General features: G+C 55.2%; 17 protein-coding genes and 1 pseudogene. 12 read left to right on the top strand and 6 right to left on the bottom strand.

The genetic code is table 11. From position 1 onward, the window contains the following. Positions 1-74: 74 nt before the first annotated feature. From malK to LQK91_RS14240, 5 genes are all read left to right on the top strand, one after another. Positions 75-1,184, top strand: a complete 1,110-nt coding sequence (malK, locus tag LQK91_RS14260) for a maltose/maltodextrin ABC transporter ATP-binding protein MalK (protein ID WP_003851511.1) — start codon at positions 75-77, stop codon at positions 1,182-1,184. 43 nt (positions 1,185-1,227) lie between these two features. After that, positions 1,228-2,529, top strand: a complete 1,302-nt coding sequence (locus tag LQK91_RS14255) for a maltoporin (RefSeq protein ID WP_105099698.1) — start codon at positions 1,228-1,230, stop codon at positions 2,527-2,529. Between the two features lie 104 nt (positions 2,530-2,633). Then, entirely contained in the window at positions 2,634-3,572 is a 939-nt protein-coding gene (gene malM, locus LQK91_RS14250) for a maltose operon protein MalM (protein WP_105099699.1), read from the top strand. Positions 3,573-4,070: 498 nt separating this feature from the next. Continuing rightward, complete coding sequence (locus LQK91_RS14245) at positions 4,071-4,415, top strand: type II toxin-antitoxin system PrlF family antitoxin (RefSeq protein ID WP_003851503.1); 345 nt, start codon at positions 4,071-4,073, stop codon at positions 4,413-4,415. A 6-nt stretch (positions 4,416-4,421) separates the two neighbouring features. Next, on the top strand, positions 4,422-4,892 hold the full coding sequence (locus LQK91_RS14240) for a type II toxin-antitoxin system YhaV family toxin (protein WP_105099700.1): 471 nt from the start codon (positions 4,422-4,424) through the stop codon (positions 4,890-4,892). A gap of 187 nt (positions 4,893-5,079) precedes the next feature. On the opposite strand, the gene malQ is transcribed toward LQK91_RS14240, so the two are convergent. Both malQ and malP read right to left on the bottom strand, forming a co-directional pair. Further along, a complete protein-coding gene (gene malQ / locus LQK91_RS14235; protein WP_105099701.1) occupies positions 5,080-7,155 on the bottom strand; it encodes a 4-alpha-glucanotransferase in 2,076 nt (691 codons plus the stop codon). 8 nt (positions 7,156-7,163) lie between these two features. Further along, the gene (gene malP / locus LQK91_RS14230; protein ID WP_105099702.1) at positions 7,164-9,566 is read right to left on the bottom strand and encodes a maltodextrin phosphorylase; all 2,403 of its coding nucleotides are present in this window, start codon (positions 9,564-9,566) and stop codon (positions 7,164-7,166) included. Positions 9,567-9,847: 281 nt separating this feature from the next. On the opposite strand from malP, the gene malT reads away from it, so the two are divergent. The 5 genes and pseudogenes from malT to LQK91_RS14205 all read left to right on the top strand — a co-directional run bounded on the left by malT (position 9,848) and on the right by LQK91_RS14205 (position 15,356). Further along, a complete protein-coding gene (malT, locus tag LQK91_RS14225) occupies positions 9,848-12,550 on the top strand; it encodes an HTH-type transcriptional regulator MalT (protein WP_105099703.1) in 2,703 nt (900 codons plus the stop codon). Between the two features lie 142 nt (positions 12,551-12,692). Next, positions 12,693-12,835, top strand: a pseudogene (locus LQK91_RS14220) (transcriptional regulator); the annotation flags it as partial. A 258-nt stretch (positions 12,836-13,093) separates the two neighbouring features. Beyond that, positions 13,094-13,648, top strand: coding sequence for a YfiR family protein (locus tag LQK91_RS14215; protein ID WP_105099704.1), 555 nt, complete (start codon positions 13,094-13,096; stop codon positions 13,646-13,648). Between the two features lies 1 nt (position 13,649). Then, positions 13,650-14,858 carry a diguanylate cyclase domain-containing protein gene (locus LQK91_RS14210; RefSeq protein ID WP_008924717.1) on the top strand — a complete coding sequence of 403 codons (1,209 nt, stop codon included), beginning with the start codon at positions 13,650-13,652 and terminating at the stop codon, positions 14,856-14,858. A 24-nt stretch (positions 14,859-14,882) separates the two neighbouring features. Further along, a complete protein-coding gene (locus LQK91_RS14205; protein ID WP_008924716.1) occupies positions 14,883-15,356 on the top strand; it encodes an OmpA family protein in 474 nt (157 codons plus the stop codon). A gap of 109 nt (positions 15,357-15,465) precedes the next feature. On the opposite strand, the gene LQK91_RS14200 is transcribed toward LQK91_RS14205, so the two are convergent. The 4 genes from LQK91_RS14200 to LQK91_RS14185 all read right to left on the bottom strand — a co-directional run bounded on the left by LQK91_RS14200 (position 15,466) and on the right by LQK91_RS14185 (position 20,073). Continuing rightward, entirely contained in the window at positions 15,466-16,476 is a 1,011-nt protein-coding gene (locus LQK91_RS14200; RefSeq protein ID WP_003851488.1) for a Gfo/Idh/MocA family protein, read from the bottom strand. A 10-nt stretch (positions 16,477-16,486) separates the two neighbouring features. Next, a complete protein-coding gene (locus LQK91_RS14195; RefSeq protein ID WP_008924714.1) occupies positions 16,487-17,314 on the bottom strand; it encodes a TIM barrel protein in 828 nt (275 codons plus the stop codon). 94 nt (positions 17,315-17,408) lie between these two features. Further along, positions 17,409-18,851: a sugar porter family MFS transporter gene (locus tag LQK91_RS14190; RefSeq protein WP_105099705.1), complete on the bottom strand. Its 1,443-nt coding sequence runs from the start codon at positions 18,849-18,851 to the stop codon at positions 17,409-17,411. A 319-nt stretch (positions 18,852-19,170) separates the two neighbouring features. Next, positions 19,171-20,073 (bottom strand): LysR family transcriptional regulator, encoded by a 903-nt coding sequence (locus tag LQK91_RS14185; protein ID WP_008924712.1) that lies wholly within the window; start codon positions 20,071-20,073, stop codon positions 19,171-19,173. A gap of 100 nt (positions 20,074-20,173) precedes the next feature. Between LQK91_RS14185 and LQK91_RS14180 the strand changes: the two genes are divergently transcribed. Together LQK91_RS14180 and LQK91_RS14175 are read left to right on the top strand one after the other, a co-directional pair. Further along, a complete protein-coding gene (locus tag LQK91_RS14180) occupies positions 20,174-21,241 on the top strand; it encodes an SDR family oxidoreductase (RefSeq protein WP_008924711.1) in 1,068 nt (355 codons plus the stop codon). Between the two features lie 86 nt (positions 21,242-21,327). Beyond that, positions 21,328-21,984, top strand: a complete 657-nt coding sequence (locus LQK91_RS14175; protein WP_105099706.1) for an SDR family oxidoreductase — start codon at positions 21,328-21,330, stop codon at positions 21,982-21,984. The last annotated feature ends 161 nt before the right edge of the window (positions 21,985-22,145 follow it).

Here is a 22,145-nt window from a genome sequence, read left to right as displayed (position 1 = left end):
CCTCTCGCATAGTGAGCCCCGGAACCCGTCTGCCGCTGAGCAGACACGATTATGCAGCTAAGAGGGAAGGGATCATGGCGAGCGTTGTGTTACGCAATGTCACGAAAGCCTGGGGCGAAACAGTGGTGTCGAAAGATATCGATCTCACTATTCGTGAAGGGGAATTTGTTGTATTCGTCGGCCCATCAGGCTGTGGAAAATCGACACTGCTGCGCATGATTGCCGGTCTGGAAACCATCACCAGCGGCGAGCTGTTAATCGGCGACCAGCGAATGAATGAAGTGCCACCTGCTGAACGCGGCATTGGCATGGTGTTTCAATCCTATGCGCTCTATCCACACCTCTCCGTGGCGGAAAATATGTCTTTTGGCCTGAAGCTGGCCGGAGTGAAAAAAGCGGAGATCCATCAGCGCGTCAATCAGGTGGCAGAGATCCTTCAGCTGGCGCATCTGCTTGATCGCCGGCCTAAGGCCCTTTCCGGTGGGCAGCGTCAGCGCGTGGCAATTGGCCGTACGCTGGTGGCCGAACCCCGCGTCTTCCTGCTGGATGAACCGCTGTCAAACCTGGACGCCGCGCTGCGCGTCCAGATGCGCATTGAGATCTCCCGTCTGCATAAGCGCCTGAAACGCACCATGATTTATGTGACCCACGATCAGATCGAAGCGATGACGCTGGCTGACAAGATCGTGGTGCTCGATGCCGGGCGCATTGCGCAGGTCGGCAAACCGCTTGAGCTTTACCACTATCCCGCTAACCGCTTTGTCGCCGGATTTATCGGCTCACCCAAAATGAACTTCCTGCCGGTCAAAGTGACCGCCACCGCCATCGATCAGGTTCAGGTACGACTGCCGAATCAGCAACTGGTCTGGCTGCCGGTTGACAGCGCCGGTGTACAGGTTGGCAGCAATATGTCACTGGGCATTCGCCCTGAACATCTGCTCTCAAGCGATATCGCCGACGTCACCCTGGAAGGGGAAGTGCAGGTGGTGGAACAGCTGGGGCATGAAACACAGATCCACATCGAGATTCCCGCTATCCGTCAAAACCTGGTCTACCGCCAGGAGGACGTCGTGCTGGTGAAAGAGGGCGCCATCCTCGGTATTGGCCTGCCGCCCGAGCGTTGTCACCTGTTCCGTGAGGACGGGAGCGCGTGCCGCAGGCTTTATCAGGAGCCGGGTGTATAGCCCTGCCAAAAACAATAAAAGCAATGACCTCAGGAGATAGAAAATGTTAACTCTGCGCAAACTTCCCATTGCCGTTGCCGTCGCGGTGGGCACCCTCTCCGCCCCAACGATGGCGGTTGATTTTACCGGTTACGCCCGTTCCGGCATTGGCTGGACGGGTAGCGGTGGCGAACAGCAATGTTTCCAGGCCACTGGCGCCCAAAGTAAGTACCGTCTGGGCAATGAATGTGAAACCTACGCTGAACTGAAATTAGGCCAGGAAGTGTGGAAAGAGGGCGACAAGAGCTTCTATTTCGACACCAACGTGGCTTACTCCGTGGCGCAGCAGAATGACTGGGAAGCGACCTCACCCGCTTTCCGTGAGGCTAACGTCAAAGGTAAAAACCTGATTGATTCGCTGCCAGGGTCGACCATCTGGGCCGGTAAGCGTTTCTATCAGCGTCATGACGTCCACATGATCGACTTCTACTACTGGGATATCTCGGGTCCGGGCGCCGGTCTGGAAGATGTGGATCTCGGCTTCGGTAAACTCTCTTTCGCCGCAACCCGTTCGTCTGAAGCGGGCGGCTCGTACACGTTCTCCAGCGACCGTATCCGTGACTTCGCGACCAGCACCGCCAACGATGTGTTTGATGTGCGTCTGGCCGGACTGGAAACCAACCCGAACGGCGTGCTGGAACTGGGGGTCGATTATGGTCGTGCCAATGCCCGTGACGGCTACCGCATCGAAGATGGCGCATCGAAAGATGGCTGGATGTTCACGGCTGAACATACCCAGAGCATGCTGAAAGGTTACAACAAGTTTGTGCTGCAATACGCAACAGATGCGATGACTTCGCAGGGCAAAGGCGTGCCGCAGGGCACCAACCTCAATAACAACGGCAAGATGTACCGCGTGCTTGACCACGGTGCCATTTCGCTGGCAGAACGCTGGGACCTGATGTATGTCGCTATGTACCAGAACATCGATCTGGACAATAACCGGGGTACCGACTGGTACACCGTAGGTGTGCGCCCGATGTACAAATGGACGCCGATCATGAGCACATTGCTGGAACTGGGCTATGACAACGTAAAATCGCAGCAGGCTAATGAGCGCAACGGCCAGTACAAAGTGACACTGGCACAGCAGTGGCAGGCCGGTGACAGCATCTGGTCACGTCCGGCGCTGCGTCTGTTCGCAACCTACGCCAAATGGGATGAGAAGTGGGGCTACAACAAAGATGCCTCGGGCGATCTCACCTCCTTCGCCTCTGCGGACTCTACCGGCAACGGCATCCTGACCAACAGCCGTGGTAAAGATGACGAAGTGACCTTCGGCGCGCAGATGGAAATCTGGTGGTAAACCAATCCCTGTTCTGACTGGCGCGCCCCTGCGCCTGATGGATCACTTTGGTCGCGGTGTGCCATTGCCTGGTTCACGCCGCGACCTGCAATAAGGTACGCATAATGAAAATGAAAAAGCTGGCTGCACTCTGCCTGAGTGCGGCGTTACTGACAGGACATGCGCTTCCCGCCCTGGCGGAGGTCAATCTGGTGCCGCAGGATCTCTCTTCTGCACCGGTCGTCGCACCTGAATCCCTCCAACGCCTGAGCTGGCAGCCGCTGGCGGCCTCTCAGACGCAGACTACAAAACTCGCCAACAGTGGACAGACGCTGAATGCACCTCACATTGCCGGGCCGGTCGCGGCTTACAGTCTGCCGGCAAATATCGGCGAACTGACGCTGACGCTGAGCAGTGAAGTGGCAAACGGTAAGGTTTTCGCACCGAACGTGCTGGTGCTGGATGAAAACCTGCGTCCTGCGGCCTGGTTCCCCAGCCGCTATTTCACTTATCAGAAGCCGGGCGTAATGGCGGCAGATCGGCTGGAAGGGGTGATGAAATTGACCCCGGCGCTGGGTCAGCAAAAAATCTACCTGCTGGTGTTTACCACCGACAGCGATCTGACCCAGACCACCACGCTGCTCGATCCAGCCAAGGCCTACGCAGAGGGCACTGGCCATGCCGTGCCGGATATTCCCGATCCGGTCGCCAGCCACAGCCGCGAAGGCACGATCAAGCTGAAGATGCAGACCAGTTCCGGCTCCTCGATTCTTGTCGGACCGCTGTTTGGTTCATCCGGCGCGAGTGCCGTCACCGTCGGCAATACTGCACCTGCGGCAGCGTACAGCGCAGCACCAGCGCCTGCACCGGCTGCAGCGCCCGCGCCAAAAGCCCGTGCGGAACCGATCATGAGCGACACCGAGAGTTACTTTAACCAGAAGATCACCCAGGCGGTGAACAGCGGCAATATCGACAAGGCGCTGAAACTGCTGGATGAAGCCGAGCGGCTGGGTTCCACCTCTGCACGGCAGACCTTTATCAGTAGTGTTAAAGGCAAGGGGTGAAGCTGCCCCGACGCTATTGATGTTGTCCCATCTGGTGCGCTGCGGCGCACCTTTTTTTGTTGTGGAGATCCTGATTGCAGTTTTTTTTGTGTGGCTTTACGCATTGCGTAAGTCAGGCTGTGGGCAATAGCGTTCGATGAATATAGGCTTCCTGAGCTGTTTCAGGGATGAATTTTCTGGCCATTTCAGGCGAAGTTACATGGCAACTCAGGCCCGAAATATCTTTCTGAAATCATGGGTATCGTGATGGCGGGTGAACCTGGGTTATCACCCGTCGGAGTATTTCTGCTCCTGTGCATATCAGCCGCGAAGAGTGTGATATCTGGCAGGAAGTAAAACAGGGTGTCACTTTTCAGGCGATACGGAAAAGAGTAATCAGAAACTTTTAATGGTGACTGAGTAACAAAACAGTCGTGGTTGTCGCGATCAATGCATTTGCATTGCCAATGCACTTGCATTACTGTTGCGTTATCTTGTTTTTCCTGATGAGAATCTGAAATGGGAACGCTGACTCATACCAACATCTCTCTGCGCGCTACATCAAAACTGACAGCCCGCAGCCAGACCACGATCCCTGCCGCAGTTCGTGATGCGATGAATCTGCAACCTGGTGAGAATATCGAATACGCTGTTCTGCCTGGCGGCAAAGTCCTTATTACCCGTCAGGAAACGGTGACTGATGATGATCCGGTGATGGCGAGCTTTCTGAGTTTTCTTGCTGCTGATATGTGCAACACGCCTTCAAATATCAAAACGCTGGATCGAGGATTATTAACTCGCATTACTTCGTTGACCGAAGGTATGGACGTTGATTTGGATGCTCCACTCATGGACGATGAGTAATCAGGTATGGAAGATGGCACGGTTATGAATGGATGGCACGTTTATGTTCATCCCTGTTTTGAATCACAGCTGATTGCGCTGACCAATGAAGTGGAGTCACTCAGGGCTAAATATCCTGAAAGTTACCAGCGAAAAGCGACGACTAAGCTTTTAGCCGCGGTGTTTAAAGTTATCAATAGTGAGATTTGCGCCGATTCACATCATGCAAAGTTTCGCCAGGGCGATACGCTGGGAGAACAAAATAAGCATTGGTTCCGTGCGAAGTTTTTAATGCAGTATCGTTTGTTCTTTAGATTCAGCGAACAACATAAAACCATTATCCTTGCATGGATGAATGACGCCGAGACCAAACGTGCCTATGGCAGTAAACGTGACGCTTATAAGGTATTTTCAGGAATGTTGCATAACGGCTACCCACCAGACGACTGGGCATTGCTGTTAAAGCAATCTCAGGATTGGGATAATACAAACTCGTAAGTGTCATAAATCCTGACCACGATCCTGTTTGTGTTTTCAGACGCCTTGCTCATGGGTAATTCATCTCTGATGAAAGGCGCTGAGTAAAATAGCAGCGTGCGAGCCGTTGGCGGCCCGCACGCTGTAATAATTGAAAATTATGTAAATCAGGCGGCGTCAGACACGCGTCTGAGTCACGCGTTAATCTTCAACCACGCACTGACCGCTTCCGTCGCGCCGTCAAATCGCGCAACAACCTTTCGGTCTCCGAATTACTGAACAGCGTTTCCAGCGGCACGCTCAGCTTGCGTCGCCAGTTTGGGTATTCGTCGCTGGTACCGGGAATGTTCACCGGCGCGGCCATATCCAGCCAGTCCTCCGGTTGCAGTCCCAGCAGAGCGCTGTGACTGTCGGCCAGATAACGCTGCATCGCCCGGTTTAATGCTTTGCTCATACCGGTACGGCGTGCATCACGTCCGGCACGTTTCGGCAGCGCGCCCACGCGATGCAGACTGTTCAGCAGCGCCTGTTTCGCCCTCGTTCGTTCCTGATACAGTCCGGCCAGCACCACTTTGTCCGGATAAAGACCAAGTTGTGCGCCAGTTGTCAGATCGTCACTTTGCCACCAGCCGCGCAGTGTCGGGAGATCGTGTGTGGTGGCAACGGCCATCGCCTGCCGTGGCCAGCTGGCGGGCGGTCTAAAACCGGCTTCTGAGGTCTGTTCAAACCAGAGCACCTTGTAGGAGTAAACGCCCCCATCCCTCAGCTTATCGACAATCGCTTCCGGAACGGTGCCGAGATCTTCGCCAATCACCATGCAGCGATGACGCTGGCTTTCCAGCGCCAGAATCGCCAGCAGATCGTCAATCGGGTAGTGCACATACGCCCCGTGCCTCGCGCCTTCGCCAGCGGGAATCCACCACAGCCGCATTAGCGCCATCACATGATCAATACGCAGTGCGCCGCAGTGGCGCATATTGGCGCGCAGCAGGGCAATCCACGGCTCCCAGGCACGCTGACGCATCACCTGCGGATCCATGGGCGGCAACCCCCAATCCTGACCGCGTGGGCCGAGAATATCAGGCGGTGCACCGATGCTGGCCTTCATGCAGTAAAGATCCCGCTCACTCCAGGTCTCTGCGCCACCCTGCGCGACGCCCACCGCCAGATCGCGGTACAGTCCGATGGGCATCTGCTGCTGCTGGCAGCTGTTCCAGCAGTTTTCAAACTGCTGCGCGGCCAGCCACTGCAGCCAGAGCCAGAAGCGCACCTGATCCTGATGCTGTTTTAAAAAGGTCTGCACCGCAGGGCTGCCAGGATGCTGTAGCGCCTCCGGCCAGACCGGCCAGCCCCAGCGCCCGCTATCCTGCGCCATCTGGTCGGCATGCAGCGCATCAAACAGCGCCTGATGCTGCAGGCTTTCGCCACCTTCCTGGATAAACGCATTAAACGCCTGCACCTCAGGATCAGCGGCATCACGCTGGATAAACTGCGGCCACGCCAGGCTCAGCGCCTGAATTTTCAGCCGGGTTACCGCGGCATAATCGACCCATTCAGTTGCGCGAGCCTGCGCCAGCGTCTGCTGCGTTTCGGGCAGTTGCCACCAGGTTTGCGCGACCGCGCTCAACTGAAAGTCAGTGACCGCGGCCACATCAATGTAAAGCACATTGAGCCAGCGCCGGGACGAGGGGCTGTAAGGGCTGGCGTTTTCCGGGCTGGAGGGAAACAGCGCATGGATAGGGTTAAGGCCGATAAACGCGCCGCCGCGTGCCGCAACGTCTGGCAGCATCCGGCGCAGGTCGCCAAAGTCGCCAATGCCCCAGTTCTGCGCAGAACGCAGGGTGTAGAGCTGCACGCAGGCGCCCCACAATGATTCACCCTTCAACAGTGCCGGCGGTTCATAGCAGCGGGCCGGGGCGATAATCACCCGGCACGACCACTGCTGCGTGCCCTGTTGCAGCGTCAGCTGATGATAGCCTTCGGGCAGCGGCGGCAGATGCAGTGGCTGGGCAGGCTGGCAGCGACCTGAGCTCATCTCACCCGACTCGTGGGTGAGATGCCAGTGTGCATCGTCACTCAGCTGAGGCGACAGGCTCAGCAGATCGCCGCTGCGGAAAATCACCGCCGGTGGCAGCGGCGTGCTCAGCGGATGGGGAGTCTGCATCACCGCCAGCAAACGCTGGCGGGTCAGGGTCGGGATCGCCTGTGGCTTGCCGTGCGCATTGATATACTCAGCAGCGATGCCTGCCAGAGAAAAATCATCCATAACCGGTTCTGTTTTCATGGCTTTCCTTAGCGTTTCGCTTGCCAGATGCGCTTCTGGTAATCGCGGATCGCCCGATCAGAGCTGAACATGCCACAGCGTGCGGTATTGAGGATAGTGGCACGCGTCCAGGCCTCCTGATCGCTCCACAGCCGTTCAACCTGCGCCTGCGCATCCAGGTAGGGCTGGAAGTCAGCCAGCACCAGATACGGATCGCCGCCTTCCGGGCCGAGACTGTGCAGCATCGCGTCAAAAGCGTGGAGGTCGCCCTGACTGAAGGTGCCATCTTCAAGCGCTTGTAACACCTGATTGAGCTGTGGATCTTTTTTGCGCCACTGATCCGGGGCATAGCCGCCCGTTTTTAACGCCACCACCTGTTCCACGGTATGCCCAAAGATAAAGATATTTTCGCTGCCGACCTGTTCGGCGATCTCGACGTTTGCCCCATCCAGTGTGCCGATGGTCAGCGCACCGTTAAGCGCCAGCTTCATGTTGCCGGTGCCGGAGGCCTCTTTACCGGCAGTAGAAATTTGTTCAGAAAGGTCGGCGGACGGAATCAGGCGCTCGGCGACGGAGACGTTGTAATCGGGAATAAACACCACCTTCAGGCGGTCGCCGATCCGCGGATCCTGATTGATCACTTCGGCCACTTTGTTGATGGCGTAGATGATGTTTTTCGCCAGCGCATAGCCCGGCGCGGCTTTGGCACCAAACAGCACCACGCGCGGTGCACGGTTCGCCTGGGGATCGGTGACCAGCGTCTGCCACAGCGCAATAATGTGCAGCAGGCTCAGATGCTGACGTTTGTACTCATGCAGGCGCTTAATCTGTACATCAAACAGCGCGGTGGGGTTGATCTCAATGCCGGTCCGTTGTTTGACCCACTGCGCCAGCGCGACTTTGTTCTGCTGCTTGATGGCGCGATACTCCGCGTGGAACACGGCGTCATCCGCAAAGGCTTCCAGTCCCTGCAGGGCATCGAGATCGTTCAGCCAGGGCTTTTGCAGCGTTCGGCTAATCAACGCACTCAGCGCCGGGTTGCACTGATTAATCCAGCGGCGCGGTGTAATGCCATTGGTCACGTTATGGAATTTTTCCGGCCACATCTGGTGATATTCCGGGAAGAGGTCCTGCACCACCAGTTTCGAGTGCAGCGCCGCCACACCATTGACCGCGAAGCCACTGGTGACGCAAAGGTTGGCCATGCGGAGCTGGTTATTGTGCACCAGTGCCAGTTTTGCCCACTTTGCGTCATCATCCGGCCAGCGTGCGGTGACTGCCGTTTTCAGCTGCGCGTTCAGGGTATTAATGATCATCATATGGCGCGGTAGCAGGCTGCGCACCAGTCGCACATCCCAGCATTCCAGCGCTTCCGGCATCAGCGTATGGTTGGTGTAGGCAAAGGTGTGCTGGGTGATCTGCCAGGCGCGATCCCAGCTAAGCTGATGCTCATCCAGCAGCAGACGCATCAGTTCCGGGATCGCCAGCGTCGGATGGGTGTCGTTAAGCTGGATCACTTCATGGTCAGCCAGGGTTTCGATGTTGCGTCCGGCCAGATGATGACGACGCAGAATGTCAGCCAGCGCACAGGCGCACTGGAAATATTGCTGCATCAGACGCAGTTTTTTACCGTTCTGATGATTGTCATTGGGGTAGAGCACTTTGGTGAGTTTTTCTGCATCAATGCCCTGTTGCTCCGCACGCAAAAAATCGCCGTCGTTAAAGCGGCTGAGGTTGAACGGCTGATCATGTTTCGCCTGCCATAAACGCAGTGGCTGGCTGATGCCATTCTCATAACCTACTACCGGTAGATCCCAGGCCTCCCCGACCAGTTCAACTGCCGGTTGCCACTGCGGCTCACCTTCGACACTGATCACTTTACCGCCCAGACCGACGCGCACGTTCAGCGCGGCGTTATGGTTAAACCACGGATAGCGATCGCGCTGCCAGTCATCCGGCCCTTCAATCTGCGCGCCCTGTTCGAAACGCTGGCGGAAAAGACCATATTGATAGTTCAGACCATAGCCCGTCGCAGGCTGACCCACATTTGCCATGGAATCCAGAAAACAGGCCGCCAGGCGACCCAGACCGCCATTGCCCAGCGCAGGATCGGTTTCGTTTTCCAGCACGTCGGTGAGTGAGACATTCCAGGCGGCCAGCGCATCATTCACCGCGTCATACCAGCCCAGATTCAGCAGATTGTTGCCGGTCAGGCGACCCATCAAAAACTCCATCGACAGATAGTTTACATGGCGCAGTTCAGTTGTAGCCGGGCAAGCTGGCTGCGCCGCCAGCATATCGGCCAGTGCACCGCTGAGGGCCTGCCACCACTGCGACGGGTTCATCTCCTGCGCGTCGTGCAGGCCAAAACGCTGCCACTGACGGGTCAGGGCAGCAGTAAACTGAGTCGGGTTAAAATCGGGCTGTGTCATGATTGATGTCCTGAAAAAAAGAAAATGGGGCAATGTGGTGACAGTGTGCCCGGGCGGAAATCATCACTCATCCTCCCGAAAAGGATTAGGGCAGGAGGATAGGGAGGGTGGAGAGAATGAGGCTATTCCTAAATCGACGCAGGAGTGTGATTGCGCACGCTTTTGTAAAGTTTAGTTAATGGGTTTGCTTGCATTCATCAGACGAAATGCTGAACCTGTGTAAGGAATAATTACGAAGCGTAAAATAATGATGCGCTCGACGAATGGAGAAACGCGCGCCCATGTTAATACCCGCCAAACTCAGCCGCCCGGTCCGTCTTGATGGCACCGTCATCCGTGAAAGATTGCTGCAAAAACTCACTGCTGCCGGTAACTATCGGCTGGTGCTGGTCACCAGTCCGGCGGGCTACGGCAAAACCACACTGGTGTCGCAGTGGGCAGCGGGCAAAAGCGATCTGGGCTGGGTTTCTTTAGACGAGGGCGATAATCAGCCGGAGCGCTTTGTCGATTACCTGATAGCTGCACTGCAACAGGCCACTCACGGCGGCTGTCCACGCACTGAGCTGCTGGCGCAGAAGCGGCAATATGTGAATCTCAATGCGCTGTTTTCTCAGCTTTTTATCGAACTGGTGGAGTGGCAGCAGCCGTTGTGGCTGATCGTTGATGACTACCATCTCATCACCAATCCGGTCATTCATGACGCGATGCGCTTTTTCCTGCGTCATCAGCCGGAGAATCTGACGCTGATTCTGATGTCGCGTAACCTGCCGCAGCTGGGTATCGCTAACCTGCGGGTGCGTGAGCAACTGATTGAACTGGGCAGCCAGCAGCTCGCATTTACACATCAGGAAGCGCGCCAGTTCTTTGACTGCCGTCTGGCGGCGCCGCTGGAAAGCGACGAGAGCAGCCGCCTTTGTGATGATGTCGCAGGCTGGGCGACGGCACTGCAACTGATCGTGCTGTCGGCACGACAGGGTGCCAGCTCTGCGCAGCATTCAGCCCGGCGGCTTTCAGGTATTAATGCCAGCCATCTCTCTGACTATCTGGTGGAAGAGGTGCTGGATAATGTCGATCTCTCCACCCGCCATTTCTTACTCAAAACTGCGCTGCTGCGTTCAATGAACGATGAGCTGATAACCTGCGTAACCCACGAAGATAACGGCCAGATGCGGCTGGAGGAGATTGAACGTCAGGGGTTATTTCTGCAGCGCATGGACGATTCCGGCTGCTGGTTCAGCTACCATCCGCTGTTTGGGAACTTTCTGCGTCAGCGCTGTCAGTGGGAGCTGGCCGCAGAGCTGCCTGCGCTGCATCGGGCTGCGGCTGAAAGCTGGATGGCGCAGGGGTTTCCTGGCGAGGCGATTCACCACGCGCTCGCCTCCGGTGACGCGAGCATGCTGCGGGATGTGCTGCTGAAGCACGCCTGGACGCTGTTTAATCAGAGCGAACTGCCGTTACTGGAGAACTCCCTGAAAGCGCTGCCGTGGGAGATGATGCTGGAGAATCCTATGCTGGTGCTGCTGCAGGCGTGGCTGATGCAGACCCAGCATCGCTTTTCTGAAGTCGATAGTCTGCTGGCACGTTTTGAACAGGCCAGCCGCTGCGAGATTGATGCCGCTCTGCGCGGTGAATTTAATGCGTTGCGCGCCCAGGTTGCGATCAACGATGGCAATACCGACGAAGCGGAGCGGCTGGCGAAAGTGGCGCTCGACACCCTGCCAGCCAGCCGTCACTACAGCCGTATTGTGGCGACCTCAGTACATGGCGAAGTGATGCACTGCAAAGGCGAGCTGGACGATTCACTCAAGCTGATGCGTCAGACCGAACAGATGGCGCGTCGCGATGAGGTTTGGCACTACGCGCTCTGGAGCATGATTCAACAGAGCGAGATTCTGTTTGCTCAGGGCTTTTTGCAGGCCGCCTATGAGATCCAGAGCCGCGCCTTTGTGCTGGTGGAAGAGCAGCATCTGGCGCAGTTCCCGCTGCATGAGTTTCTGCTGCGCATTCGCGCTCAGCTGTTATGGGCCTGGGGCCGACTGGAAGAGGCAGAGCAGGCGGCGCGCGAAGGGATCAACGTGCTGAACGGTTACCAGCCGCAACAGCAGATTCAGTGTCTGGGACTGCTGGTACAGTGCTCACTGGCGCGCGGCAACATTGATAACGCCCGCAGCTACCTGAACCGTCTGGAAAACCTGCTGAACAACGGCAACTGGCACAGTGACTGGATCGCCAATGCCGATAAGGTTCGGGTGATCTACTGGCAGATGACCGGCGACAGCCAGAACGCACGCGACTGGATGCGGCAGACACCCAAACCCGCTTTCGCTAACAACCATTTCCTGCAGGGACAGTGGCGTAACATTGCCCGTGCACAGATCCTGCTGGGTGATGTCAGCCAGGCAGAAGTGGTGCTGGAGGAACTGAATGAGAACGCCCGTGCCCTGCGCCTGATGAGCGATTTAAACCGTAATCTGCTGCTGCTGAATCAGATCTACTGGCAGACTGACCGCAAAGCGGAGGCGCAGCGTGTGCTGATTGAGGCGCTGAAACTGGCACGCAGCACCGGATTTATCAGCCATTTTGTCATTGAAGGCGAGATGATGGCGCAACAACTGCGGCAGCTGATTCAGCTAAATACCCTGAATGAGCTGGACAGTCACCGCGCCCGCCGCATCCTGCTTGAAATTAATAAATATCATCGACATAAGTTTGCCCATTTCGATGAAGGTTTTGTCAGCCGGTTGCTCAACCATCCTGACGTGCCGGAACTGATACGTACCAGTCCACTGACGCAGCGTGAGTGGCAGGTGCTGGGCCTGATCTATTCAGGATACAGCAACGATCAAATCGCCGGGGAACTGGCGGTGGCATCCACCACCATCAAAACGCATATCCGTAATCTCTACCAAAAACTGGGCGTCTCTCATCGCAGCGAGGCAATGGATCAGGTGCAGGCGCTGTTAAAAATGATGGGCTATGTCTGAGAATAGCGGGCGATTATTCATCGATTGTTGAAAATTGCCCAGGCAGAAGGCTGTTCTGATGTAAAACCCGCACAGGAAACCGACGCCGGTTAAAGGCGCCTGACAAGGTCTGGAAGAGTAAAGCAGAGCGGGAGTGTGCTGTGGTGAACTGGTTGAAGTGCTTCCCGATCTGCGTCCCGAGCCGCTTAGCGCGTATTTGTGGTCGCGCACCGCCGCAATCTGTCGCGGCGTATCAGGGCTTTTATGCACTGGACAGAAGACATTTTAAAACCCTATTTTGACTGATTACATGCGCGATATTTACGCCAGATACGAAGAGACGAGGCAAAGGAAAAGCTTAATCGTGCAGGTCACGCTGCGCTTTTTCTGATGGTTTGCTTAATCTGATGATAAAATCGCAAATGAGCGTGTAAGCTGAGATAAATATCAGGGCCGCTATAAATTATAGTGATTGAAGTTTGTTAACATTTGTAACTGCTGCTGTGCTAACATTTCGACGTTTATTCAGGTTTCCTGCCGTGTGTAGTATTACTGGAACGCAGTATGATAGATAAATATCAAACCCATCACCATGTCGCTTTACTGCTTCTGCTACGACACATCTGCACAATCGCCCTGACGTTTCTTCTGCTCATCGTCATTCCTCATTTAGCCTGGGCCGAAATACAGGATGGCAAAGCTAATCGCATTGTCAGTGGTATTATCAGTTTCACCCACTGGCCGGGTGTGAAACGACCAGAATTATGTGTTTTATCTTCAGCGCGACATCTCTCTTTACCGGAAAATCCTGCGTCTTCAACCGCGACATTTACTGTTGTGTATCTTGCTTCTGTTAACGACTTCAGTATGCACCGATGCGATGCTGTTTATTTCGGCGATCAGACGCCCCAGCAGCAGGTTGACTCTCTGCAGCATTTTACGGGAAGGGCCGTTCTTAGCCTCGCGGAGAATAATGCGGAGTGTACGGTGGGTGCCGCGTTTTGCATGATTTTTCAGCCTAATCATACGCATTTTTCCGTTAACCTCGATTCCCTTGCCAGAAGCGGTGTCAGGGTGAGTCCTGATGTGCTTTTGCTCTCCCGCGAGGGAGGCGAATAAGATGAAATTTGATAAATTAAGACATGATAAATCGTCCATCCGCAATAAACTGCGGAAGATAAGCACCATCAACGCTGCAGTGATACTCCTGCTGTGCTGGTTATTGCTCTCATCAACGTCGCTGCTGTTTATTAAAAAATATGAGAAACGAAATCTCGAATTAATCGGTTCGACGCTAAGTACTACGCTAACTGCGGCTACCGTTTTTGCCGACAGCTACGACGCACGTAATAAAATCGAACGGCTTGGCAATGAAGGCATGTTCGCTTCCGCGAAGCTGGTTACCCGTGATCACATTGTTCTGGTTCAGTGGAATGCACAACAGGAACCGTCGGGTTGGTATTCACGCTTACTGCGCGAGTGGATTTATATCAAACCGCTTAACGTCAATATCATTCATGCTGATGCTGTCGTCGGGACGTTGACGCTGGAAGGCACGGTGACCGGCGCGTTAAACTTCCTTCGTTACTCATTTATGATTCTTAGCAGCGGCATGCTTTGTGTGCTGGTTATCTCGCTTCTGCTGAGTGAATTTCTGCATCGGGGTATGGTTGCAACACTGCGCACCATTACCAGCTCAATTCACTATGTGATTCATTCTGGTGATTTTTCACTGCGAATTCAGGGTGGCCCAATTAAAGAGTTTCAGCTCTTTTCAGACGATCTGAATTCACTGCTTAAGGAAATGCAATCGCTGAAGGCTTCGCTTATGCGTGATAATCGCTCGCTGGCCGCTAAAGCGCTGGAAGACCCGCTGACCGGCCTTGCCAACCGCACTGCATTTTCCGCCCGGCTGACACAACTCCTCGCTCTGCAATCTGCCAATGAGCGCTTTGCGCTGTTATTCCTCGATGGCGATCGTTTTAAGAGCATTAATGATAACTGGGGACATGCCGCCGGGGATGAGGTATTGAAAGCGATAGGATCGCGCCTTTTATCACAGGCATCTGAACAGGATCTGGTTGCCCGATTAGGCGGAGATGAATTTGCCATGCTGGTGAGCAGCCGGACCCGTGATGAGCAATTGCAGCAACTCATGCAGAACATTCATGATGCCATCAGCGAAGAAATCAGTATTGCAGAAGGTTTGCCGATAAAAACCTCAATGACCATCGGATATGCGTGGTCACAACAGGGTGATACGGTTGAATCGATCCTCGAACGTGCTGATATGAATATGTATAAGAATAAGCGAAAAAATAAAGTTTAATGAAGGCGTGAACGAGACGTGAATATGAAAAAGAATATTTCCCTGATGCTCCTGACTCTGGCTTTGGTGGGTTGTCAGTCTAAAGAGCATTTTAGTGAGGCACAAATCGCCGCGATGAAAAGTGCTGGATTTACCCGAAATAGTGAAGGCTGGGGGTTGGGATTATCCGATAAAATCCTGTTTGGTGTTAACGAATCAGAACTGACTCCCTCAAGCAAAAGTAATATTCAGGGGATGGCGAAAAACCTGGCATCGACCGGTATTGAGCATGTGCGCATCGATGGGCACACTGACAATTATGGCAAACCCGATTATAACCAGCAGCTGTCGTTGAAAAGAGCGAATGCCGTAGCGGCACAGTGGGCGGAAGGTGCGTCGATACCCCGTGGAAATATTGTTACGCGTGGATTGGGGATGAGTGCTCCGGTTACCAGCAACAACAGCGCGCAAGGGCGTGCGCAAAACCGCCGCGTGGCCATTGTGATCACAGCACCATGATAAACCAGCAGCCAACACCTGCTTTGTCGTCGGATTTACCTGCGCGTGACCATGCGCTGACCATGGGAAAAGATGAACGCACGGCGGACTCCGCCATGCGTTGTTTTTATCAGCGATAAAACGCCGGTTTAACCGACATCTTAACCGGCACAATCTCGCCAGAGGTTTGTGCCGCGACACAGGCATCGGCCGCGACTGCCGCCGCGTAACCATCCCACGCCGAGGGCCCCGTCATCTCACCGCTGATGACGTTGTTGATAAACGCCTGTAGCTCCACGTCATAGGCATCGATAAAGCGTTTTTTCCAGTCGGTCAAAATGGTAGTCGAGAGTTTTGCCGCGCTGCGTGTCTGCACAGAAACGGGCTCCGGCAGGCGGGCAACGCCGCGTTCACCCACCACTTCACACTGAATGTCGTAGCCATATTCACAGTTCACAAAGATTTCGACATCAATACGCGCGCCTTTGGCTGTCTCCAGCAGCACGATTTGTGGATCGCGCAGATGTGACGATGCCTTGCGGGTTTTGCGTGGGAAGATCACCTGTACGCTGGCGTAGTCATCATTCAGCAGCCAGCGCAGCACATCGAGTTCGTGGATAAGCGTATCGGTGATTGCCATGTCGGTGGTGTAACTGTCACCCACTTCCGGATTACGGTGTGCGCAATGCAGCATCAGCGGTTCACCAATCTCACCGCTGTCGATGACCGCTTTTAGCGCACGGTAGCCGCTATCATAAGGGCGCATAAAGCCGACCTGCACCAGCTGCCGTCCCGCCTGAATCTCCGCTTCAACAATATTCATACAGCCCTGAGCGGTGACCGCCAGCGGTTTTTCGCAGAACACCGCTTTGCCCGCTTCGATACAGGCCAGCACAAAGGCTTCATGTGTCGGACCCCAGGAGGTGACCAGCACCGCATTCACCAGCGGATCGTTAATGAGATCCAGCGCATTGTCATAAATGCGTGCTTCCGGCGTCAGCTCATTCACAATCTGCTGGCAGTTGTCGCGGTTGATGTCGTTGAGCGCCACCACGCGCGCATTCTGTAACACTGTGCTGCAACGACGGATATGTTCGCGGCCGATTGCGCCGGTGCCGATAACACCAATGTTAATTGTCATGATGAATCCTTTAAGCTGAGTGATTTAACAAACGAATGCTGTCGCGTATTTCGCGGGTGATGTCCGCTTCCTGCCAGCTGTTCATTACCGACGAGAAAGGTTCAAAAGCGTAAAGGCCGCTGTAGCCCATCTTCTCCAGCCGCTCAACCTGTTGCTTACTGTGCAGGCGGTCGTCCGCGCTGAGCATGATGCGCTCTTCGTCGGTGAGCTGGCTGACCGGGCGCGGGTCAGTGACGCCGGAGAGGTGAACCAGCCCGATCTGACCGATATCGATCTCCTGTTCAAAGGTCTTTTCCGCATCCTCAAACAGATGATGATGGAAGGTATCGATCAGTAATCTGAACGGCACGCCTGCTTCATGAATCAGTGTCTGCGCCTGAGTTGCCGAACGTAGTGAGCTCTGAGGAAAGCCCAGCGGTTCTACCAGTCCCTGAATACCTGCGTCGGCGAACAGCGGTGCCAGGGTTTTCAGTGCAGCGACGGTATCGGCTGCGCTGATGGGCGTACCGTCATTGAGCGGACAGAGCACCAGCGATTCCGCGCCAACTGCCTGTGCATCGCTTAATAACTGGCGGGCGCGCTGTAGTACCTCTTCATTCAGCTGGTTAAACGGATAGAGCGCATTGATGGTGACAATACGAATACCTGACTCACGCGCCAGGGCCCTGACGTCGTCACCGCTGAGATCGTCGGTAACGCGTCCGCTGGGCATATCATTACGCAGCTCGACATTATGAATACCCAGCTGGCTGACGAGGTTAAAAAATTGCGGAAGGGTGAGGCTGGGCGCTATTTTACGGTTGATGCAAAAGCGCGCGTTGGGAATATTCAGGCTCATAACAATTTCCTTGAACGTAGGGTGTCGGTGTTAATAGCAATCGGGTCGTCAGCGTCATGACGCGGGCCGTTATTTTTTTACTGCGCAGCAGGCACTATTTTTTGCCGTTATAAAACGCATAGAAATAGTGCTCAACCTGCTCAAGACTTCTTCCCCGGGTCTCGGGAATAAACTTCACAACAAAAACAGAACCGCCGATGCCGATGGCCGCGAATATGAAGAAGGCACCAGCCAGACCAAATGCGGCTAATAACAGCGGGAAGGCCATAGAGATGGCAAAATTAGCGATCCACAGTGAGAAGACCGCGCCGCCCATACAGATGCCGCGCATTCGGGCGGGGAAGATTTCTGACAGCAGTAACCAGGTCACCGGTGACAACGCGCCCTGCTGAAAGCACAGAAACATCAGCATGCCCGCCAGCACCAGATACGCCCGCAGCAGATTGACGGTTCCATTGAGGTATTCCGGCATCAGCCAGCAGACCAGGCCGATAAAGAAAAGGCAGCAGGTGCAGCCCATCTGTCCAATTAACACCAGAGGGCGACGGCCCACTTTGCCGATTAACCAGATACCGACCAGCGTCATCACCACCGAAATCACGCCATTGGCGATGGTGGCAAACAGCGCCGCATCATTGCTCAGTCCGGCAGCGGTCAGCATGGTCGGCGCGTAATACATGATGGTATTGACGCCGGTCAGCTGCTGAATGGCGGCGATGCCCACGCCCAGCAGGAAAATTTTCATCAGCCAGGGCGTCGCAAGATCGCGCAGGCGGCCTTTGCCACGCTGGCGGTTCTCTTCGATGGTTTCCTCAATCTCCTCCAGTTCCCACTCAACATCTTCAGCGGCGCGGGTCTTTTCCAGCACCTCACGGGCGGCCTGACTGCGGCCTTTCATCACGTGCCAGCGTGGGGTTTCTGGCATAAATATCATGCCGATCCAGAGCAGAACGGCGGGAACAATCGATAGCGCGAGCATCCAGCGCCAGGTGTTTTCACCGCCCCAGATGTCGTTAAACGTGGCGTTTGAGATGTAGGCCAGCAACTGACCGCTGACAATCATCAGCTCCTGCAGGGTAACCAGCTGGCCGCGTTTGTTAGCGGGTGCGATTTCCGCGATGTAGACCGGCACGGTGGCTGCCGCGCCGCCCACGGCAAAGCCCAGGAACAGACGCGAGGCGATCATCCAGGTGACGTCCGGTGCCAGGGCTGATCCCACCGCACCCAGAGCAAAAATCAGCGCCAGTGCGATGATAATGCGTCGTCTGCCCAGGCCATCTGCCAGATGGCCGGCCGCCAGTGCGCCGAAGGCCGCGCCAAACAGCAGGGAGCTGGTCACCAGTCCCGTTGTAAACGGTGTGAGATGCAGATCGCCACGCATAAATAGCAGCGCACCCGAGACCACACCGGTGTCATAACCAAATAGCAACCCACCTAAAGTGGCAACCAACGCAATAATCTTCACAAAAGGCTCGGTGCGGGTGGCGCTATTGGGACCGGAGGCCGGGTTCGACGAAATATAAAGTTCTTTTTCCATGAATACTCCTGGTCATTACGGCAAAGACAAAACGTCAGAACATGAAGAAGCCATCACCCTACTGATATTTTTATTTCGGGTTAAATTATATTTGAAACTTAGTTTTCATTATGTGAGCTCAACCCTTTCGCCTTTTTTATTTTGATTGGATTCCATCAGGGCGTAATAAAAATCGTTAGATTAAAGAGGGTTCATATTCACGTTAATAAAAAAGCGATGTTTTTGTCAGGGCGAAATGGGAATAATTTCGGGAAAGCAGAGTGTGACGAATCAGGGTCAGGATGAAATATCCTGACCAGAAGAAAGGGGAATGTTGAGGTTAGCGGATGGTGAGTGCATTTAATGCGGATAACAGCGCGTCTACTTTTGGCAGAAACTGTTTACGCCGTGGCCATACCACGCTTAGCGTCAGCCCGTCAGGTTGTAACTGCGGCAGGATAATCTCCAGTTCGCCGGCTGCTACGGCGCGCTGAATCAGCCATGAAGGCATCTGGGCCACACCCAGTCCGGCGATGACCGCCTGCAGTTGCGCATCAACGTCGCCCACTGCCAGCCTGAACGGCACCTCGCGCCAGTGTGGCTGACCATCTTCAGTGGTGAACAGCCAGGGTTTGGTCGAGCCATCCACGCGCTCATAAAGGATGGCGGGATGATTCAGCAGCGCCGCCTCATTCTCCGGACGACCTTCACGGTCCAGATAAGCAGGAGAGGCACAGAACTGCATCTGCTCGCGGCCCATATTGCGCCATCCCAGGGACGCAGGGAGGTCAGGCGCACCGCCGATCCGTACTGCCACATCCACGCCTTCCTCAAACAGGTCCACAAAGCGATCGGACAAACTCAGGCTCAGCGCCAGTTCCGGGTGCTGCTGGCAAAATGGCATCAAGAGCGGCATGACGTTGAGACGGCCATAGGTCGTGGGCACCGCCAGACGCAGACGACCGGACGGAATGATGCGCTGCGCCGCCAGCACTGCCTCGGCTTCGGCCAGATCCTCCAGGATGCGCAGGCAGGTCTGATAATAGGCGCTGCCCGCGTCGGTGAGGTGCAGGCTTCGCGTGGTGCGTTCCAGCAGCCGCGAGCCCAGTCGCGTCTCCAGGCGGCTGACGCTTTTACTGACTGCCGAACCGGTCACATGCAGCCGCTCAGCCGCGGCGGTAAAGCTGCCGCACTCGACGCTGGCAACAAACGGCAGAATATCTTTGAGGCGATGATCGTGCATTGATTGATGAACTCAGGTTAAGAATGCTGTGAATAAATGCCAGAGATAAGAACTGAATTCTCTATTAGGCTTAGAATTACGCAAAACGAGGAGAAATCAAATGAAAAAGCACGCTTTGATTGTTGGCATCAGCGGTGTCATTGGTCGCGCACTGGCAGAGAAATTACAAACAGAAGGCTGGCAGGTTACCGGTCTTTCACGCGGACGCGGTGCGGTTCCTGAAGGCGCAGCCAGTCTGACAGCCGATCTGACCGACGCTGACGCCGTTCGTGACGCACTGAAAGAGGTAAAACCGGATGCGCTTTTCTTCAGCGTCTGGGCGCGTCAGGAAAATGAGAAAGAGAACATCCGCGTTAATGGCGGCATGGTGCGCAATGTGATTGAAGCACTCGGCGATCGCCTGAAGGGTTCACACGTGGCACTGGTCACCGGACTGAAGCATTATCTGGGTCCGTTTGAAGCTTACGGCAAAGGGGCGGTGCCGGTGACGCCGTTCCGCGAAGAGCAGGGTCGTCAGCCAGTCGATAACTTCTATTACGCGCAGGAAGATGAAGTGTTCGCGGGCGCTGAGAAGTATGACTATCGCTGGAGCGTTCACCGTCCGCATACCATCATCGGTCATGCCGTAGGTAACGCGATGAATATGGGGCAGACGCTGGCGGTTTACGCGACGTTGTGCAAAGAGAAGGGCTGGCCCTTTATCTTCCCAGGCTCGCCTGAGCAGTGGAGCGGTATTGTGGATATGACCGATGCGGGCCTGCTGGCTGAGCAGCTGCACTGGGCTGCCACTTCACCAAATGGCGCAAATGAGGATTTCAATGCCGTAAACGGCGACGTCTTCCGCTGGAACTGGATGTGGCCAAAACTGGCAGACTATTTCGGTATTGAAGCTGCGGAGTACCCGGCGCAGATGATGCCGCTGGAAAATCGTATGCAGGAAGCCGCCAGTGCATGGCAGGCGATTGCAGAGCAGAATCAGTTGCGTGAGGCAGATGTGACTAAGCTGGCTTCATGGTGGCACACCGATGCAGACCTGGGCCGCCCGATGGAAGCTTTTACTGATATGAGTAAGAGCCGCAAAGCGGGCTTTACCGGCTATCGCAGCACGCTCGACTCTTTTACTCAGCTGTTTGATAAGCTGAAAGCGGAAAAAGTGATTCCGGAATAACCCAGCAGGCGCCGCATCAGGCGCCTGTTTCGTTTCTGGCAGAGACTATACTCAGGCACTGAATCAGTGAATGGAGGAACAGATCGATGACAACATGTTTCATTATCGGGGCGGCGGGCAAGGTTGGCCAAAAGCTGACGCGTCAGCTGAGCAGCAGAAACCATGCGGTCACGGCGCTGCACCGTAAACCGGAACAGGCTGAAACTCTTCAGGCCGCAGGCGCGAAGCCTGTTGCGTGTGATATTCAGCAACTCAGCGTGACGGCACTGTCCGGTTTAATGACGGGTCACGAAGTGGTTGTTTTCACCGCGGGTGCCGGCGGTGCTGGGATCGAGTTGACCAATGCTATTGACGGTGAAGGGTTGAAGCTGGCGGTAGCCGCAGCAGAGCAGGCGGGTGTCTCGCGCTTCCTGCTGGTCTCGGCGTTTCCGGATGCAGGCCGTGGTAAAACGCCATCAGAGGGTTTTGAGAATTACATGCGGGTGAAACGTCTGGCGGATGCCGTGCTGGTGGCGAGCAAGCTGGAGTGGGTGATCCTGCGGCCGGGTACGCTGACCGATGAAGCCGGGACAGGGCGGGTGCATGCTGATCTCGCTATTCCGTATGGGGAAATCCCGCGTGAAGATGTGGCGGCGACGCTGGTCGGGTTGATTGAGAATCCGGCGATTAAATATCAGATAATTGAACTCACCCAGGGTGATGTGCAGATTGATGTGGCGTTGCAGCGGTTGCAGCGGGGATAGAAAGATAGGGTTGTTGCTGGGTCGAGCCTGCTCAGGGAACGCGGTCAGTTTGGAAAGACGCAAAAGCCGTCATCCATGACACCCTCGGTCCGCACCGTCCCTGGTAAGGGATGCTTTCCTCCTCTGACCGTGCTCCCTGCGCAGACTCTCTGACAGCCAAT

The organism is Pantoea sp. MHSD4 (genome assembly GCF_021043305.1).
GTDB lineage: Bacteria > Pseudomonadota > Gammaproteobacteria > Enterobacterales > Enterobacteriaceae > Pantoea > Pantoea eucalypti.
Note: the sequence above shows the minus strand (reverse complement) of the source record. Positions and strands in the feature narration are given on the sequence as shown.

Coding starts and splice junctions, on each gene's coding strand:
- LQK91_RS14200 (WP_003851488.1), bottom strand. CDS start 16,476: ATGACAATTAACATTGGTGTTATCGGCACCGGCGCAATCGGCCGCGAA.
- LQK91_RS14210 (WP_008924717.1), top strand. CDS start 13,650: ATGAAATTTGATAAATTAAGACATGATAAATCGTCCATCCGCAATAAA.
- LQK91_RS14190 (WP_105099705.1), bottom strand. CDS start 18,851: ATGGAAAAAGAACTTTATATTTCGTCGAACCCGGCCTCCGGTCCCAAT.
- LQK91_RS14195 (WP_008924714.1), bottom strand. CDS start 17,314: ATGAGCCTGAATATTCCCAACGCGCGCTTTTGCATCAACCGTAAAATA.
- LQK91_RS14255 (WP_105099698.1), top strand. CDS start 1,228: ATGTTAACTCTGCGCAAACTTCCCATTGCCGTTGCCGTCGCGGTGGGC.
- malK (WP_003851511.1), top strand. CDS start 75: ATGGCGAGCGTTGTGTTACGCAATGTCACGAAAGCCTGGGGCGAAACA.
- LQK91_RS14205 (WP_008924716.1), top strand. CDS start 14,883: ATGAAAAAGAATATTTCCCTGATGCTCCTGACTCTGGCTTTGGTGGGT.
- malT (WP_105099703.1), top strand. CDS start 9,848: ATGTTAATACCCGCCAAACTCAGCCGCCCGGTCCGTCTTGATGGCACC.
- LQK91_RS14240 (WP_105099700.1), top strand. CDS start 4,422: ATGGAAGATGGCACGGTTATGAATGGATGGCACGTTTATGTTCATCCC.
- LQK91_RS14180 (WP_008924711.1), top strand. CDS start 20,174: ATGAAAAAGCACGCTTTGATTGTTGGCATCAGCGGTGTCATTGGTCGC.
- LQK91_RS14185 (WP_008924712.1), bottom strand. CDS start 20,073: ATGCACGATCATCGCCTCAAAGATATTCTGCCGTTTGTTGCCAGCGTC.
- malQ (WP_105099701.1), bottom strand. CDS start 7,155: ATGAAAACAGAACCGGTTATGGATGATTTTTCTCTGGCAGGCATCGCT.
- malM (WP_105099699.1), top strand. CDS start 2,634: ATGAAAATGAAAAAGCTGGCTGCACTCTGCCTGAGTGCGGCGTTACTG.
- LQK91_RS14215 (WP_105099704.1), top strand. CDS start 13,094: ATGATAGATAAATATCAAACCCATCACCATGTCGCTTTACTGCTTCTG.
- LQK91_RS14245 (WP_003851503.1), top strand. CDS start 4,071: ATGGGAACGCTGACTCATACCAACATCTCTCTGCGCGCTACATCAAAA.
- malP (WP_105099702.1), bottom strand. CDS start 9,566: ATGACACAGCCCGATTTTAACCCGACTCAGTTTACTGCTGCCCTGACC.
- LQK91_RS14175 (WP_105099706.1), top strand. CDS start 21,328: ATGACAACATGTTTCATTATCGGGGCGGCGGGCAAGGTTGGCCAAAAG.